Source organism: Nonomuraea sp. NPDC049309, from assembly GCF_043196965.1.
In the GTDB taxonomy this organism is placed as follows: domain Bacteria; phylum Actinomycetota; class Actinomycetes; order Streptosporangiales; family Streptosporangiaceae; genus Nonomuraea; species Nonomuraea fastidiosa.
The window spans coordinates 541574-558765 of record NZ_JBICSH010000003.1 but is presented as its reverse complement, the minus strand read 5'-3'; the positions used below and the strand labels follow the sequence as shown (position 1 = coordinate 558765).

The 17192-nt window shown below is 74.5% G+C and carries 12 protein-coding genes; 9 read left to right on the top strand and 3 right to left on the bottom strand.

What is annotated here, in order from left to right; all coding sequences use genetic code 11:
• Positions 1-135: 135 nt before the first annotated feature.
• The 5 genes from ACGFIM_RS23145 (at position 136) to ACGFIM_RS23125 (ending at position 3566) form a co-directional block, all read left to right on the top strand.
• Positions 136-318 carry a hypothetical protein gene (locus tag ACGFIM_RS23145; protein ID WP_393203420.1) on the top strand — a complete coding sequence of 61 codons (183 nt, stop codon included), beginning with the start codon at positions 136-138 and terminating at the stop codon, positions 316-318.
• 148 nt (positions 319-466) lie between these two features.
• The gene (locus ACGFIM_RS23140; RefSeq protein ID WP_393203418.1) at positions 467-760 is read left to right on the top strand and encodes an SHOCT domain-containing protein; all 294 of its coding nucleotides are present in this window, start codon (positions 467-469) and stop codon (positions 758-760) included.
• A gap of 90 nt (positions 761-850) precedes the next feature.
• Positions 851-1051: a hypothetical protein gene (locus ACGFIM_RS23135; protein ID WP_393203416.1), complete on the top strand. Its 201-nt coding sequence runs from the start codon at positions 851-853 to the stop codon at positions 1049-1051.
• Positions 1048-2136 (top strand): sulfite exporter TauE/SafE family protein, encoded by a 1089-nt coding sequence (locus tag ACGFIM_RS23130; protein ID WP_393204170.1) that lies wholly within the window; start codon positions 1048-1050, stop codon positions 2134-2136. The genes ACGFIM_RS23135 and ACGFIM_RS23130 overlap by 4 nt, the downstream gene beginning before the upstream one ends.
• A 53-nt stretch (positions 2137-2189) precedes the next feature.
• Complete coding sequence (locus ACGFIM_RS23125; protein ID WP_393203414.1) at positions 2190-3566, top strand: sel1 repeat family protein; 1377 nt, start codon at positions 2190-2192, stop codon at positions 3564-3566.
• A 6-nt stretch (positions 3567-3572) separates the two neighbouring features.
• Here the strand turns inward: ACGFIM_RS23125 and ald are convergent, their stop codons facing one another.
• On the bottom strand, positions 3573-4682 hold the full coding sequence (gene ald, locus ACGFIM_RS23120) for an alanine dehydrogenase (protein WP_393203412.1): 1110 nt from the start codon (positions 4680-4682) through the stop codon (positions 3573-3575).
• 52 nt (positions 4683-4734) lie between these two features.
• A complete protein-coding gene (locus tag ACGFIM_RS23115) occupies positions 4735-6117 on the bottom strand; it encodes an aspartate aminotransferase family protein (protein WP_393203410.1) in 1383 nt (460 codons plus the stop codon).
• 276 nt (positions 6118-6393) lie between these two features.
• Between ACGFIM_RS23115 and ACGFIM_RS23110 the strand changes: the two genes are divergently transcribed.
• The gene (locus ACGFIM_RS23110) at positions 6394-7749 is read left to right on the top strand and encodes a dipeptidase (protein ID WP_393203408.1); all 1356 of its coding nucleotides are present in this window, start codon (positions 6394-6396) and stop codon (positions 7747-7749) included.
• A gap of 3 nt (positions 7750-7752) precedes the next feature.
• On the opposite strand, the gene ACGFIM_RS23105 is transcribed toward ACGFIM_RS23110, so the two are convergent.
• Complete coding sequence (locus ACGFIM_RS23105) at positions 7753-8490, bottom strand: cysteine dioxygenase (RefSeq protein WP_393203406.1); 738 nt, start codon at positions 8488-8490, stop codon at positions 7753-7755.
• Between the two features lie 110 nt (positions 8491-8600).
• Between ACGFIM_RS23105 and ACGFIM_RS23100 the strand changes: the two genes are divergently transcribed.
• The 3 genes from ACGFIM_RS23100 to ACGFIM_RS23090 all read left to right on the top strand — a co-directional run bounded on the left by ACGFIM_RS23100 (position 8601) and on the right by ACGFIM_RS23090 (position 17191).
• The gene (locus ACGFIM_RS23100; protein ID WP_393203404.1) at positions 8601-9482 is read left to right on the top strand and encodes a LysR family transcriptional regulator; all 882 of its coding nucleotides are present in this window, start codon (positions 8601-8603) and stop codon (positions 9480-9482) included.
• A gap of 21 nt (positions 9483-9503) precedes the next feature.
• The gene (locus ACGFIM_RS23095; RefSeq protein WP_393203402.1) at positions 9504-10130 is read left to right on the top strand and encodes a LysE family translocator; all 627 of its coding nucleotides are present in this window, start codon (positions 9504-9506) and stop codon (positions 10128-10130) included.
• A 95-nt stretch (positions 10131-10225) separates the two neighbouring features.
• Positions 10226-17191, top strand: coding sequence for a hypothetical protein (locus tag ACGFIM_RS23090; protein ID WP_393203400.1), 6966 nt, complete (start codon positions 10226-10228; stop codon positions 17189-17191).
• Position 17192: the final 1 nt, after the last annotated feature.

The following is a 17192-nucleotide window of genomic DNA, read 5'->3' as shown; positions in this document are numbered from 1 at the left end:
CGGATCACCCTCCTCGAGCCCGTCCCAGCGGGCGAGCCCGGACGAAGATGCACCCGCCCGGCTCGGCCAGGCCTGGTCCGGCAAGGTCTTCCCGCAAAGAGCCCGGCCCGGTCCGCGAAGTGCCGGATCGCCGCCGTGGCGACCGAGTCGTACCCGCCCGACCTGGCACTGGCCGCCGCCCGGCTGCGGCCGCGCGGCGCGTGGGTGGTGGCGGACGACGACGAGCCGCGCCTGCCGTTCGCCGACGACGTCTTCGACCTGGCGCATTCGACGCGGTTTCTCCTCGAGGCCCGCGAGCCGGCCTCCCCGGCCGAATAGCCGATACCGGCTCGCGGCCTACCCCTCCCGTCGTACGCGGGCGCCGCCGGCGCACTCCTCCTGGCGCAGCGCGGACAGAGCCCGGCGTCCGATTCGCCGGAGCCTCCTTCGCAGGACGCTTGAGTCACGACGTTCGAAGGAGGAGAACATGCACACCATCGCCATGATGGCGCCCCACTGGGGCCCGGCCGCGGCGGGCTTCTGGCCGATCTTCCCCATCGCCTGGGGCCTGTTCTGGGTGGCGCTCATCACGCTGGCCGTCGTCGGCTTCCGCAAGGGCTGGTGGGGGCCGCGGCGCGCGGGCGGCAGGCCGCCGTTCGCGCCGGCGGAGCCGCCGACGGCGTCCGCGGAGCGGATCCTCGCCGAGAGGTACGCTCGCGGCGAGATGACGGACGACGAGTACTTCGAAAAGATGTCCGTTCTCCGCGGCGGCGCATCGTAAACATCACTTTGAGTGAAACAACTGTCACTGGCCGCATTTATGGACTCGCGTTACGTTTCGTCTACGGATACATCGAAAGTGGGGACAAGAATGCGGTCCATCGCCAAGTTCTGCGGCCAGTGCAGCTGTGGCTGCCCCGAGCTGTTCGTCGATCACACGGCGCCCGAGGAGCGCCAGGTGATCATCGTCGACGACTTCGGGCAGCGCGTCGAGATGAGCCTCGACCAGTTCAGTTCGATCGTTGAGGCCGCCAAGAGCGGGTCTCTGGACAGCCTGGCGCTCGTACCCTGAGCGCGCAGGCCCTCACCCTGCTGGCCGGCGGGGCCGCCGCCGGTCTGCTCGCGGGAACCGCCACCTGTACGGCGGCGCAGGGCGGGCTGCTCATCGGGCTCGCCGGCGACCGGAGGGGGCGTGATCCCGCGCTGGTGGGCTGGTTCCTCGCCGGACGGCTGGCCTCACACACCGCGGCGGGGGCGCTGCTCGGGCTGCTCGGTTCGGCCGTCAGCCTGCCGCCTCAGGCGCGAGCGGTGCTGCTCGTCGCGGCGGGAGTCACCGTCGTGGTCTTCGCCGTACGGCTGATCAGGCGGGGGCGCGCGAGCTGTGAGGACCACGCGGCGGGAACGGATCCGGCAGACGGCTCCGAGGCGAGGGCGGAGCACTCGGCCTGCTCGGATCCCGCGGCATGCGCAACCGGCCGGACGCACGCGCCCGGCCGGGAACCTGCGGCCGGCCACGAGCACGCGACCGGTGACGAGCCCATGGCCGCCCGGGAGCACGCGACACATGGGAAGCCCGCGGCCAGGCCCGCTGTCATCTCCCGGTGGAGAGCCCCGCTGCTGGGCGCGGCCACCATCCTCGTGCCCTGCGGGGTCACGCTCGGCATGGAGATGGTCGCGATCTCCAGCGGCTCGCCACTGGCGGGGGCCGCGGTGATGGCGGGGTTCGTGGCGGGCACCGCGCCGGCGTTCGCGCTCCTCGGGTACGTGCTGCGGCGCATCTCCAGGACGCGCCTGGCGCGCGCGGCCGGGGTGGTGGCGCTGGCCGCCGGCCTCTGGACGGCCGGGTCGGGCATCAGCCTCGGCGGCTGGCTGGGCGCCCCCGCGCCCGCCGAGGCCAGGCCGCAGGGCCCCGCGCCCACGTCGGTGACCGTGTGGGCCACCCGCGACGGCTACCGGCCCGCCATGGTGGATCTCCGCGCGAACACCGAGGTCGTGGTGGTGTTCGAGGTACTGGATCGGGGCTGCACGGACACCGTCGTGATCGACGGGCGTGACGTGGCGCTGCCCGCCACCGTACGCCTGCCGCCCCACCCTCCCGGCACGCTCCGCTACGTCTGCGGGATGGGCATGTACGCGGGCTTCATCAACTTCTCGTGAAGCATGAGGCGATTACGGTTCGCGATCGGGTGATCACGTGCCACTCTGTCGCCATGGCCTGGCGAGGAGAGGTGGCGGTGCCGGCGCCGCGCGCAGGAGACGAACCCGAGCTGCTGGCCGCCGCGCAGGCGGGTGACGCGCGCGCCGCGCACCGGCTGGGCAAGCTCTACGCCCAGCACGGCGAGCGCGCGGCGGCCAAGCACTGGTGGGAGCGCGCCGCCGCGGGCGGCAACGTCGACAGCGCGTACAACCTGGGCATCTGGCACGAGAAGCACGGCAGCCTGGAGGAGGCCGTCACCTGGTACGAGGCGGCGGCGAGCACCGGCGACGCCGAGGCGGCGACCAACCTGGCGACGCTGCTGCTGGAGCAGCGGGGCGACCCGGAGGCGGCCAGGAGGTGGTTCGAGACCGCGGCGGCGGCGGGGTCGCGGGCGGCGGCCAGGCGGCTGGCGCTGATGTGCGAGGAGTCGGGCGAGCTGGGCGCGGCCCGGGAGTGGCATCGCAGGGCGGCGGCGGACGGCGACGTGGCCTCGGCCCACGACCTGGGGTTCCTGGCCTACTGCGCGGGCGACGATGCGGAGACCCTGCACTGGTGGGAGTGCGCGGCGCGGGGCGGCCACGCCGAGTCGGCGTACTGTCTCGGCCTGTTCCTCGACGCGACCCGCGACCCCGAGGGCGCCGAGGCGTACTACCGGCTGGCCGCCAAGAGCGAGCATCCGGGCGCGGCGTCGCGGCTGGGCGGGGTGGCGCTGTCCCGGGGCGACCTGCGTACGGCGCGCGGCTGGTTCGAGCAGGCGGCGGCCGCCGGGCGGGCGTGCGACCAGCGGATGGCCGGGTTCGTCTGCGTGGAGCTCGGCGACACGGCGGCGGCCAGCCACTGGTTCGGCCGGGCGGCGGCGAGCGGCGACCCCGAGGCCGCCTACAACTACGGGCTGCTGCTGATCGCCGAGTTCGGTGACTTCGCGGGCGGCCGCCACTTCTTCCGCCAGGCCGCGCAGGCCGGGCACCATGAGGCCGCGATCGAGCTGGGCGGCCTGCTGTCGGCGGCGGGCGAGCACGGCGAGGCGCAGATCTGGCTGTCCGACCCGCCGCCGCCCGCCTGGGCGCGGCCGGCCGAGCCGGAGCTGACGGCCAGGGCGGAGCTGGCCGCCGCGGCGATCGCGCGCGGCGGCGGCGTCCCGCCCTCGGTGGCCGACATGGTCGAGGTGCTGAGCACGTGGGACGTCGTCACCCGGCCGCTGCACGACCACTCCGACGTGGTGGCCTGGCTGGTGGCGCGCAGCGGCGTGCATCTCAGCGCGGTCGAGCACCTGGCGTCGGTGCGCGGCACGCTGCTGCGTCCGGGCAGCGCGCCGTGGCCGGGTCAGGGCGAGCTGGAGCACGTCCTGACCACGGCCCGCGACCTGCGCCGCCGCCTCGGCGTCCGGTGAGCGGTCTTACAGGACCTCGGACACCGGCGTGTACGGCAGGCCGAGGGCCTGCGCCACGGGCTCGTTGGTGAGCAGCCCGCCGTGGGTGTTGAGGCCGCTCGCCAGCGCGGGGTCGCTCTTGAGCGCGTCGCGCCAGCCCAGGTTGGCCAGCTTGACCGCGTACGGCAGCGTCGCGTTGGTCAGCGCGTACGTCGAGGTGTTGGCCACGGAGCCGGGCATGTTGGCCACGCAGTAGAAGATCGACTCGTGCACCTTGTACGTCGGGTCGGCGTGCGTGGTGGGCCGGGAGTCCTCGAAGCAGCCGCCCTGGTCGATGGCGATGTCCACCAGCACGGAGCCGGGCTTCATGCGGGAGACCAGGTCGTTGGAGACCAGCGTCGGGGCCTTGGCGCCGGGGATGAGCACCGCGCCGATGACGAGGTCGGCCTGCAGCACCTCCTGCTCGATCGCGTACGAGGTGGACACCAGCGTCTTGAGCCTGCCCTGGTAGATGGCGTCGATCTGGCGCAGCCGGTCGATGTTGGTGTCGAGCACGGTGACGTCGGCGCCCATGCCGACGGCGACCTGCGCGGCGTTCAGCCCGGAGACGCCGCCGCCGATGACGACGACCTTGGCGGGGGCCACACCGGGCACGCCGCCGGGCAGGATGCCCCTGCCGCCGTTGAAGCGCATGAGGTTGTAGGCGCCCACCTGCGGCGCGAGCCGCCCGGCGACCTCGGACATGGGCGCGAGCAGCGGCAGCGCGTTGCCCACCTGCACGGTCTCGTACGCGATGCCGGTCGTGCGGGCGGCGAGCAGCGCGTCGGTGCACGGCTTGGAGGCGGCGAGGTGCAGGTAGGTGAACAGGACCAGGCCCTCGCGCAGCCGGTGGTACTCCTCCTCGATGGGCTCCTTCACCTTGAGGACCATGTCCGCCTCGGCCCATACGGCGTCCGCGGAGTCGACGATCTTGGCGCCCGCGGCCAGGTACTCCTCGTCGGTGATCTGCGAGCCCAGGCCGGCGCCCCGCTGTACGGTGACGTCGTGCCCGTTGCGCACCAGCTCGTGCACGCCTGACGGGGTGGCGGCGACACGGTATTCGTGGTTCTTGACCTCGGCTGGGACGCCGATCTTCATTGCGGTGGGTCCTTTCGGGAACCGGCACACCGTCGTACCGGGTGGGAGGGTGTCAAAGCCGTGCCCACGCCTCGGTGAGCACGCCGCGCAGGATCTCGCCGATCTCGGCGAACTCCTTCGGCCCGGCGATCAGCGGCGGCGCGAGCTGGATGACGGGGTCGCCGCGGTCGTCGGCCCGGCAGTACAGGCCGGCGTCGAACAACGCCTTGGACAGGAAGCCGCGCAGCAGCCGCTCGGACTCCGCGGCGTCGAACGTCTGCTTGGTGGCCTTGTCCTTGACCAGCTCGATCCCCCAGAAGTAGCCGGAGCCGCGCACGTCTCCGACGATCGGCAGGTCGCGCAGGTCGTCGAGGGTCCGGCGGAAGAGCGGCTCGTTGGCGGTGACGTGGCCGAGCAGGTCTTCGCGCTCGAAGATGTCGAGGTTGGCCAGGGCGACGGCGGCGGAGACGGGGTGGCCGCCGAAGGTGTAGCCGTGGGGGAACATGGTGTCGCCGCTCTTGAACGGCTCGAACAGCCGCTCGTGCGCGATCATCGCCCCGATCGGGGAGTAGCCGCTGGTCATGCCCTTGGCGCAGGTGATGATGTCGGGCACGTAGTCGAACTTCTGGCCGCCGAACATGGTGCCGAGCCGGCCGAAGGCGCAGATGACCTCGTCGGAGACGAGCAGCACGTCGTACTCGTCGCAGATCTCGCGCAGCCGCTGGAAGTAGCCGGGAGGCGGCGGGAAGCAGCCGCCGGCGTTCTGCACGGGCTCGGCGAAGACGGCGGCCACCGTGTCGGGGCCCTCCATCTCGATGGCGCGGGCCACCCGGTCGGCGGCCCACTGCCCGTACTGCTCGGGACTCATGCCGGGGACGCCGGTGATCTCGTCGGCGCGGTAGTGGTTAGTGTTGGGCACCCGGATCGAGCCCGGCACCAGCGGCTCGAACATCTGCTTGAACGCGGGGACGCCGGTGATGGACAGCGCGCCCTGCGTGGTGCCGTGGTAGGCGATCTGCCGGCTGATGACCTTGTGCTTGAGCGGCTTGCCGATGAGCTTGAAGTACTGCTTGGCGAGCTTCCACGCGGTCTCGACGGCCTCGCCGCCGCCGGTGGTGAAGAAGACGCGGTTCAGCTCGCCGGGGGCGAGGGCGGCCAGGCGCTGTGCCAGCTCGGCGGCCTTGGGGTGCGCGTAGGACCACAGCGGGAAGAACGCGAGCTCCTGTGCCTGCTTGGCGGCGGCCTCGGCCAGCTCCTGCCGGCCGTGACCCACCTGGACCACGAACAGCCCGGCCAGGCCGTCGAGGTAGCGCTTGCCGTGGATGTCGTAGACGTAGGACCCCTCGCCACGCACGATGGTCGGGATCTCGGACTGCTCGTAGGCGCTGTGTCGGGTGAAGTGCAACCACAGGTGGTCCTGAGCGGCATTCAGGACGTCGAGTTCCGGCTGCGTCATGGTTATCGTCCCTCGTGTCTCAACTCCCCACAGTCTGCACGTACACCTGCGGAGTTGCCAAGCGAATCGGTTGCAGCAATATGCAAGAAAATCGGGATCCGCAAAACCCATATGTAACGGCGACGAAATCCGCAGGTACATTAGCCCGCGGGTCCGCAACCGCGCCCTGCGCCGTTTCCGCAGCACAGGACCGGTTGTGGTCCAATGAGACCCGAACTGCCGTGAGCGCCCGTACACGGGCGCGACTGATGAGAACGACCCCCGGGGGACCGTCCCGTGACTCCTGAACAGATCGAGAACGCTGTCTCCGCCGCGATGCCGCAGGCCGTCGAGGAGCTCAAGAGGCTGGCCGCCATCCCCTCCGTGGCCTTCCCCGGGCACCCCGAAGAGCCCGTGCTCGCCGCCGCCGGGATGGTGGAGGAGCTGCTGCGCTCCACCGGCCTGCCGCGCGTGCAGCAGGTGCCCGTCGAGGGCAGCTTCCCGGCCGTCTTCGGTGAGGCCCCCGCGCCGCCCGGCATGCCGACCGTGCTGCTGTACGCCCACTACGACGTCCAGCCCGCCGGCGACCCGGCCGCCTGGCGCACCCCGCCGTTCGAGCCGACGCTGATCGACGGCCGCCTCTACGGCCGCGGCTGCGCCGACGACAAGTCGGGCGTCATCTCCCACGTGACGGCGCTGCGGGCGTTCCAGGGGAACTTCCCCGTCGGGATCAAGGTCATCATCGAGGGCCAGGAGGAGTACGCGGGTGACCGTCTCGAGGCGTTCGTCGAGCGCAACCCCGACCTGCTGCGCGCCGACACCATCGTGGTGGCCGACACCGGCAACCCGCGCGTCGGCGACCCCTCGGTGACCACGTCGCTGCGCGGCATGGCCGCCTTCACCGTCGAGGTGCGCACGCTGCGCGAGCCCGTGCACAGCGGCTCCTTCGGCGGCGCCGCCCCCGACGCGCTGGCCGCGCTCATGCGCATGCTGACCGCGCTGCACGACGAGAACGGCGACATCCGCGTGCCCGGCCTGCCCCGCGGGACGTTCCTCGGCCAGGGCCCGTCCGAGGAGGAGTTCAGGCAGACCGCGGGGGTGCTCGACGGCGTCTCGCTCGTCGGCTCCGGCTCGCTGGCCGACCGGCTCTGGGCGTCGTACGCGATCACCGTCACCGGCCTCGACGTCCCCAGCGTCTCCGGCGCCATCAACGCCGTCCAGCCCGTGGCTCGTGCCAGGGTGACGGTCCGCGTGCCTCCGGCGGGCGACCCCAAGACCACGGTCGAGGCGGTGGCCGACTTCCTGCGCCAGGTGGCCCCGTGGGGCGTGCAGGTGTCGTTCGGCGACTTCACGGTCGGCGCCGGCTTCCAGGCCGACTCCGGCGGCAAGGCCCGCGCCGCGCTCAACCGCGCCATGGAGCGCGCGTTCGGCCGCCCACCCAGGGACGTCGGCGCCGGTGGCTCGATCCCGCTGGTCAGCGCCCTGCTCAAGCAGTTCCCCGCGGCCGAGATCCTGCTGTTCGGCGCAGAGGACGAGGAGGCGTCGATCCACGCGCCCAACGAGCGGGTGGACCTGGAGGAGCTGCGCCGCATCGCCACGACGGAGGCGCTCTTCCTGCACGAGCTGAGCCTGCCCTCCGCGCTCGGCATCTAGCGGTCAGCGTACGGGCAGGTCGTAGGCGCGGCGGATGCTGCTGCCGAGCCTGGCGACGTCCGCCCCGTACACGTGCAGCGACACCCCCAGCTCGGAGCTGGTGTTGCGCACCCGGTGGATGTCCCCGGGCGGGGCGAACCCGCTGACCTCGCCAGGATGGTTGGCGGCCCGCCCGATCTCCACCAGGTGGTCGCCCATGTCGCGGTAGAGGATCTCGTACTCGATGCCGCTGATGATGCCGAACGTGCACCACGACACGTGATCGTGGATCGCGGTCTCCTGGCCGGGGCGCCAGACGACGCCGCAGATCGAGAAGGCGTCCTCGGCGTGCAGGATGTGGGAGACGTACCCGTCGGGCGAGCCCTCGCGCTCGCCCGGCGTGAGCACGTCGAGGCCGGGCAGGTGGTCGCGGAGCAGGTCGGCGACGGCGAACGCGGTGCGCCGGGCGTCGAGCCCGCGGGCCACGATGCGCGACACGCCCGCCACGAGGACGTCGAGCCCCGGCCGTACGACGGTGGTGCCGGTGGCCGTGTCCGCGCCGGCCCTGTTCGCGGGGGTCCCGTTCGCGGCGGCCGTGTCCCCGGTGGCGGTGTTCGCGGCGGCCCTGTTCGCGGTGGCCCTGTTCCCAGTGGCGCTGTTCCCGGTGGCGCTGTTCCCGGCCCTGTTCCCGGCCCTGTTCCCGGTGGGCGTGTTCGCCGTGGCGGCGTTCGCGGTGGCGGCGTTCGCGGTGGCGGCTTCCATGGTGAACCCCCTGCCGAGGTCCGTCGTTTTGCCTTCATCTCTACGGTCCCTCACCTCGACTGATAGGTCCAACAGATGTCTTGTGGTTGATCGATAGATATGCTTGATGAATGCTGGATGTGGTCCGCCTGCGCGTCCTCCTCGCGGTCGCCCGCAAGGGGTCGCTGACCGAGGCCGCCAAGGAGCTGCACTACTCCCAGCCGTCGGTCAGCCACCACCTGGCGAGGCTGGAGGCCGAGACCGGCGCCAAGCTCATCCAGCGGGCCGGACGCGGCATCCGGCTCACCGAGGCGGGCCGCCTGCTCGCCGAGCGCGCCGCCGAGATCATCGAACGCCTCGACGCCGCCGCCGAGGAACTGGCCGCCCACGTGGGGCTGCGCTCCGGACGGGTGCGGCTGGCCGCCTTCCCGTCGGCGCTCGGCACGTTCGTCCCCGACGCCGCCACGCTGCTCGCCGGCACGCACCCCGGGCTGCGGCTGCAGCTCACCGAGGTCGAGCCGCCCGAAGCGCTGCGGCTGCTGCGCGCCGGGCGCGCCGACGTCGCGGTCATCTTCCGCTACGACGACACCGCGCCCGAGGACACCGGGCTCCACCTGATCCACCTCTTCGACGACCCCGGCTACCTGCTGGCCGCCGGCGAGCCCGGCGAGGTCGCCGACCACGCGGACTCGCCCTGGATCGGCGGCTGCGACCGGTGCCGCAGCCACTTGCTCGACGCGTGCGCGAAAGCCGGGTTCGAGCCGCGCATCGGGTTCACCAGCGACGACATCGTGGCCGTGCAGGCGCTCGTCGCGGCCGGGCTCGGCGTGACGCTGCTGCCGGGCCTCGCGCTCGCCGCGCACCGCCACCCCGGCGTGCGGGCGCGGAAGGTGCCGGGATCCTTCCGGCACGTGTACGCCGCCGTGTACGGCGAGCCGCCCCACCCGCCCGCCACGGAGGCCCTGCTGAAGGCCATCAAGGACGCGGCCGGGCGGCTGCGGAAAAGTCTTTGACGCCGTTCCTACGATGGCCACATGCCGGACATCACGACGCTCGCCCTCTTCTGCGCCGCCACCCTGGGGCTGCTGATCGTCCCCGGGCCCGCGGTGCTCTACATCGTCACGAGGAGCGTCGCCCAAGGCCGTGGCGCGGGGCTGGTGTCGGTGCTGGGCGTGCACGCGGGCTCGCTCGTCCACATCGCCGCCGCGGCGCTCGGCGTCAGCGCCCTGCTCGCCGCCTCGGCCACCGCGTTCACCGTCGTCAAGTGGGCCGGCGTGGCGTACCTGCTCTACCTCGGAGCGAGCAGGCTGCTGCGCAGGGGCGGCGACGACCGGCCGATCGAGCTGCCCGTGCAGACCAGGCGGCGGCTGTTCTGGGAGGGGTTCGTGGTGAACGTGCTCAACCCCAAGACGGCGGTGTTCTTCCTGGCGTTCCTGCCGCAGTTCGTGCATCCGGAGGCCGGGCCCGTCTGGGCGCAGGTCCTGCTGTTCGGGCTGCTGTGGGTGGTGCTCGGGGTGGCGTCGGACGGCGCGTACGCGCTGCTGTCCTCCGCGATCGCCGGCCGCCTGGGCGGGTCGGCCCGCGTCCGGCGGCGCCTCGACGTGGGCAGCGGGCTCGTGTACCTGGGGCTGGCGGCCTGGCTCACGACCGAGAAGGCCTGACAAGACGGGAAATTTCCCGGCTGTAGTGCGATAGTGAGTGAGATCGGCCGCAGATCAGGGGACGGCACGGCGGGACGTAGCTGATAGGCGGACCCATGCACACGCCACCGCACAGCCTCGGGCTCGAAAGGGTCGCAGAGGTCTTCTCCGGTCATGACGACGTCGTCGGCGTGACCGGCTCCGCGTACGCGATCGGACCCGATCTCGTCCTGACCTCGGGACAGGTCGTGGACACCGGCGGGCCCTGCCACGTACGGCCCGCGTGGTCGGACCGGTGGCTGCCGGCCGCACCCGTGTGGCGGGCCAAGGGCGGGACGGGCGGGGCGGACGCGGTGCTGCTGCGGGTCTCCGAGCCGGCCTGGGCGTCCGTCGCGGGCATCGAGCACACCCGGTGGGGGCGGGTCGCGGGCGCGACGGCCCGGTGCGTGGCGTCGGGGTTCGGGCAGGCCGGCGAACGAGGCCCGGCGCGCCCGCCCGAGACCGTGACCGGGCTGGTGGACCCGCCCGCCGGCTTGGTGTCGCGCGCGCTGACGGCCCGCGTGGTGAGCCCCGACCTCGAGACGCGGCCCGCCGCACTCTGGCACGGGCTCCCCGGCGCCGCGCTGCTCGCCGAACCGGCCGGGCAGATCGTCGGCGTCGTCACCGCGTACGCGCCGCGCCGGCTCGACGTCGTGCCCGTGAACGCGCTGGTCGCCGACGAGTGGTTTCGCGAGCTGACCGGGGTCGCGCCGTGGCGCATCGAACCCGTCCCCGCCGCCCCCGCCGTCGCCCTCCGCCACCTCCTCGTCCCCGCCCGCTCCTTAACGGCCGCTCGACCGCACGTCCCGGCCACGCCCGCAGCAGGGCCGCTCCTGGCCGCTCCCACCTACCCGGACGTGCCCGCCCCGCCGGCCGCCACCGTCCGGCCGGCCCCTCCTCCCCCGCCAGACGCGATCACCCGGCGGATCCCCTCGTCCCCACAGAGCGCAACCGACCGGCAGGTCCACCCTCCCCTGCCAGGCTTGACCGGCGGGCAGGTCCCCCCTCCCCCGCAAGGATCACTGGCCTTTCCGCGTCCGGAGGGCTCGCCGGGCGTGGCGGGCTCGCCGGGCGTGGCGGGCTGGGCCGAGCTGACGGCGGAGCGTGCCGTGGTGGCGTTCCTGGGGCGGGAACGGCCGCTCGGCGAGCTGCGCGCATGGGCCGGGGAGGCGTCATCGCTGTCGATCGCCGTACTGACCGGGCGAGGCGGCACCGGGAAGACGCGGCTGGCCGGCGAGCTGTGCGCGGAGCTTGCGGCGCTGGGCTGGGACGCGGGGTTCCTGCCGCTGGACACGCTCGCCGCCGTGCTGTCCGCGCCGCACACCGGCGACCTCAGGCAGAGCGGCACGGCGGGGCAGGGCGTCCGGTTCGAGGCCGTACGTCCGACGCTGGTCGTGCTCGACGGGCCCGAGGCGTCGCCGCCGCTGGTGGGCGAGCTGGTACGGCGGCTGGCCCGGCACGGCCGCAACCCCCGCGTACGGCTGCTGCTGGTCGCCCGCGAACCCGGCGACGGCGACTGGTGGCGCCGCCTGGACACGGCGGCCGGCGGCAGGCTCAGGCGCCTCAACACCACAACCGTCCAGCTCAACGGCCACCCGTTGACGCTCCCCGAACGCCGGGAGCACGCGCTGGCCGCGATGCGCGCCTTCACCGCCCTCGGCGCCACCCCGCTGCAGCCCGGCCTCGCCCCGCAGCCTGACCCCGCACGGCCGCTGGCCGAGACCGCGCCACCCGGCGCGGGACAGGACACGACCGCGCCACCCGGCACGGGACAGGACACGACCGCGCCACCCGGCACGGAACAGGACACGACGGTGCTGCCCGGGGCGGGTCAGGGCGAGATCGCGCTGCCCGGCCTGCCCCGGCTCGACGACCCGGAGTACGGCCTGCCACTGCACGCGCACCTGGCCGCGCTGCTGTGGCTGGACGGCGCGCTCCACGTGAGGGGCGAGGAGCTGATCGCCCGGTTCGTCGCCCGCGAGTGGACCCGCTGGCTCCGGCTCTGGCCGGACGACCCGGACCGGCCCCACGACACGACCGCCCATCAGCCCGAGACGCCCGAGCGGCCGGACGACGCGCTCACTCACCTGCCCGGAGCCCACGAACGGCCCGACGACACGCTCACTCACCCACCCGGAGCCCACGAACGGCCCGACGACACGCTCACTCACCCACCCGGAGCCCACGAACGGCCTGGCGAGGCGGCTCTTCACCTGCCCGAGGAGCACGGCCTGCCCGGCGTCGCGGCCGGCCACGGCCCGCTGCGGGACCGTTCCGGTGATGTGGCCGCCGCACGGCCTGACGCGTTCGAGTGGTTCGAGAGTCCGGCCGAGCGCAGGCCGGAGGGGCTGAGGCGGCTCGGCGAGCTGGCGGCGTGGCAGGCGGTGGCCGTGCTGGTGCTCACCGCGGCACGCGACGACGAGCTGCCCGCGCTGCTCACGGCCGTCCCGGGCATCCGCGCCCGCACCACCGCGACAGGCGGCTCCGCCCGCCCCGGGTTCGCCGAAAGCCCTGCTCACTACGGCACCACGGGCATGGGCGCCGTCGCGGACACCCTTAGCAGCGGATCGAGGGCGGAAGGCGGGGCCGATTCCGGAGCCTGGCCCACCGCAGGTGCCGGAGCGGGAGGCGGGGCCGGGTCCAGCGCCGGAGCGGGAGGCGGGGCCGGGTCCAGCGCCGGAGCGGGAGGCGGGGCCGGGTTCAGTGCGGGGGGCGGGGTCGCTGGGGAGGTGGCGCGGTGGCTGGGGCGGCTCGGGGTGCCGGTCCACGGGTTCGACGTGGTGGCCGAGCACCTGCTGGACGCGACCGAGGACCTGGACGCGCTCGTCCTCGCCGTCCACGACCACGAGGCGAGGACGACGGCGCACCTCGTACGGATGCTGGACGTCCTGCGCCTCGCGGCCGGTCGCGAGCGGGTGCGGGCGGCGCTGTGGTCGCTGCTCGCCAGCCGCATCGGCCGGCTGGTCGCGGCGGCGGTCGCCGATCCCGCGAGCAGGCTCGGCGACGTGCTCAGCGCCGCGCTGACCTTGTTCGCCGACGATCGGCGGCTCGCCGAGGCGGTGGCCGCGCTGCCCGTGGCGCAGCCGGGGAACGCCGGTCCCGGCCTGCGCAACGGCGGGCTCGGCCTGCGGGCGCTGGACGTGACGCTCGCCGAGCTGACCGTGCGGCATCGGCGCACCACCGGGGAGCGGGTCGCGCTGGCAGGGGCGCTGGCGTGGTGGTCGCGCGGGCTGGCGGCCGTCGGCAGGGTGGGCGAGGCGGTCGCGGCCGCGGGTGAGGCCGTGGAGGTGTACGCGGGCGCTCCCCCGTACGAGGACGCGGCGGGGCATGCGGAGGCGCTGTTCGGGCTGGGGGCGTACCTGCTGCTCGGCGGCGAGGCGGACGGAGCGCTCAAGCCCGCGCGTGAGGCGGCGGCCCGGTTCGGCGTGCTCGCCGAGGACGATCCCCGCTACGCCTGGCCGGCCGCGCGCGCCCAGTACAACGTGGCGTGCGCGCTGCTGGAGAGCGGGCGGGTCGATGAGGCGGTGGCGGCGTTCGAGGCGGCGGGCGGGCATCCCGGCTTCGCGTCCTGCCTGGCGGACCTCCTCGCCGTCCCGCCCGCCTCCGGCCCCGGTCCTGGCCCTGGTCCTGGCCACGGCGCGAACGGGCCCACCGGCGCGAACGGGCCCACCGGCGCGAACGGGCTCACCGGCGCGGGCGGGGCTGCGGCGGCGGTGGCGCGTGAAGGCGCGGCGGTGACCTCCGGCGGGCTGCCGTTCGCCGGGGCGCAGGAGGTGGTGGCCGGGCCGGAGCCGCTGGCGCCGTCCGACCAGGTCGGTACGGCCGAGGTGCTGCCGGAGCTGGCGGCGCGCCTGGCGGTGGCGGTCACGTCCGCGCTCAGGGGCGTCGCGCCGACGAACCGGGACGTGGCGCACGGGCTGCATTTCGCCGCCGCCTGGCTGGAGACGAACGGCAGGCCGTCCGAGGCGCTGGCACCGGCCGGGGAGGCGGTGGCGCGGCTGCGCGGGCTGGCGGCCGAGGAGCCGGAGCTGCGGGCGATGCTGGCGTCGGCGGCGGGCGTGGTGTCGAGGCTGCACGCGGGGCTGGACGATCTGGACGCGGCGATCAGGGCGGCGGCGGAGTCGGTACGGAACCTGCGCTCTCTCGTGACGCTCGATCCCGCCGAGCACCGGAGCGCCCTGGCGGACCGGCTGCTCGACCTGGGCGAGCTGCTGCTGGCCGACGACCGGCCGGACGAGGCGCTCGAGCCGTTGCAGGAGGCGATGGCGGTGCCGGTGGCGGAGGTCGAAGGGCACCGGGCGGCGCAGGCGCGGGGCCGCCGGCTGCTCGGCCTGTGCCTGGACGGCCTGGGCCGCACGTCCGACGGTCTCGCGCAGCTGGAGATGGCGGCCGAGCTGTACGACGTGCTGAGCATCGACGACCCTTCCTACCGCCGGTTCGGCCTGGAGGTGCGGGCACGGCTGCGCAGGGGCGGCGAGCAGGACCGGCCCGCCGGCGAGCCGTGGCTGCTGCGGATGGTGCTGGACCGCACGGAGGAGGCGGTGGCCAGGGCGGAGCGGCGGCTCGCCGAGTGCAGGGAGGCGGTGGAAAGCGCCGGTCGGCCGGAGATCGAGCGCATTCACGCGTACCTGTCGGCTCAGGCGGATCTCGCCCGGGTGTGGGCGGACACGGGACGGGCGGGCGAGGGGTTCGCGCTCGCCATGCAGGCGGCCGAGCTGCTCGAACGGCATGCCGCGCCCGACCGGCCGCACGCGATCGCCGTGGGCATGGTGGCGGCGGCGCTCGGCCGGTCGCTGGTCGGGCTCGGGCGGTACAAGGAGGCGATCCCGCACCTGCTGACCGCGATCGAGGCGAGCAGGCCGCAGGCGGGCGCCCGCGCGGAGCTGGCCGAGCTGCTGATCCTGGAGACGTTCGCGCTGTCGCGCGCCGACTGCCCGTCGGACGCCGAGGCGGCGGCGGCGCGGCTGGTCGAGCTGTACACGTCGCTGGTGAAGGAGAACGCGGCCCGGCCGATCGCGCTGGCCGGCGCGCTGCGGCTGCAGGCCGGGATCCGCTTCGCCCGCCAGGACGTCACGGGCGCGCTGGCCTGCGCCGACCGGGCGCTCGCGCTGCTGCCGCTGCCATCGGGCGGCGACGAGCTGCTGCTCGCCGCCGGATGCCACGAGCTGGCCGGGCTGTGCCTGGCCGAGCTGCACGAGCCGGAGGCGGCCGAGGCGCGGCTGGCCGAGGGCACGGCGAAGCTGGCGGCCTGCGAGGGCCGGGTGCCCGGCGACTTCATGGGCGTTCACGTGCGGGCGCTGGTCCGGCTGGCGCGGCTGCGGGTGGAGCGGGAGGGACCGTCCGCCGGGGTCGAGCCGTACGCGCGGATCCTGGGCATCCGCCCGCTGCCGGAGCCGGACGCGCTCGACGCCCTCATCACGGCGCTCGACGAGTACGCGGGCGAGGTGCGGGAGGCCCGGTCCGATGAGGGTGCACCCGTGGACGTCGGGGGGCTGCTCGAGCCGCTGGCCGCGTTCACCGAGGCGCTGGAGCGCGAGGTGCCGCTCAGCGGCGAGGACGGCCAGGACGTGCACGACCGCTACGGCCGCTGCCTGATGACCCTCGCCGCCACCGCGCAGCGCAGCGCCGCCCAGGTGGCGGAGCTGGCGGTGCGCGTGTACCGGGGGCTCGCCGCCGTCTCCCCCGCCTACCGCGAACCTCTCGGCCGGGCGCTGGCCGCCCTCGCCGCCGCCCGTCCCGCGCTGCCCGTGCTGGAGCAGGCCGTCGTGCTGCTGGACGAGCGCGACCCGCGCCTGCTCGCGGAGACCCTGCACGGCTACGCGGGGGCGCTGCTCGACCAGGGCCGGGCGGTGGAGGCGCTGGCGCACTGCGAGCGGGCCGCGGACCTGTGCGACGAGCTGGACGACCCGGCCGTGGCGGCGGCGGTGTTCGCCCGGCTCGGCTCCGCGCTGGCCGCGCTCGACCGGCCGCAGGCGGCGCTCGAGGCGATCGCGTGGTCGCTGGCCGAGCTGGACAGGGCGGCCGAGGACGACGTCGAGCTGCCGCTGGTGCGGGCGCGGGCGATCCAGGTGCGCGGCAGGGTGCTGCGGATGTCCGGGCGCGGGCGGGAGGCGCTGGCGCATCTGGTGGAGGCGTTGCGGCTGTTCCGGGGGCTGCCCGAGCCGCGGGCCGCCGCCGAGACGGCCGCGCTGATCGCCGACGACCTGCTGGCGGAGGGCCGCGCGGAGGAGGCCGTCCAGTACGCCGAGATCGCCGCGAACACCTACGAACAGGGCACCGTCCAGCAGGTCCTCGCCACCCAGCGGCTGATCAGGTGCCACATGATGCTGGGCCGCCTGGCCGAGGCCGGCACGCTGGTGGAGGCCCTGATCCCGGTGGCCAGGCGGACGCCGGGCGACCTGACGTACCGGGCGGTCCTCGCGGACTCGCTGGCGCAGAGCTCCGAGCTGCTGCCCCTGCTCGGGCTGGACGACGGCACCGAGGCGGAGGCGAGGGCCCGCGAGGCGATCACCGTCTACGACCAGCTGCTGGCCGCGGGCGCGAACGCGCAGGCCCTGCACACCAGCAGGGCGGGCGCGTGCCTGACGCTGGCCGGAGCGCTGAGGATGCGGGGGCGGCCGGCGGAGGCGGTGCAGCCGCTGCGGGAGGCGGTGGCGGCGCTCGAACGCTTCTCGCCTGACAACCCGATGCAGGCCGGGCTGCTGTCCAGGGCGATGCTCATGCTGGGCGACGCGCTGATGGAGGCGGGCCGGGTGCTGGAGGCCGGGCTGGTGTTCCACCGCGGTACGCAGGTGACGCGCGACCCGCTGGCGCGGGCGGTGGCGCACGCCCGGTTCGGCGCGTGCCAGCAGGACCTGGGGCGCGACGACGCCGCCGACGCCGCGCTGCGCGTCTCCGCCGGCCTGCTGCGCGGCCTCCCCCGCGAGACCGCGTCCGAGCTGCTCCAGGACGTGCTGCGGCGCAGGCTCGCGCTGCTGGAGAAGGCGGGACGGGCGGCCGAGGCGCAGGCGGTCCAGGACGAGCTGGCCCGCCTGACCCCCTGAC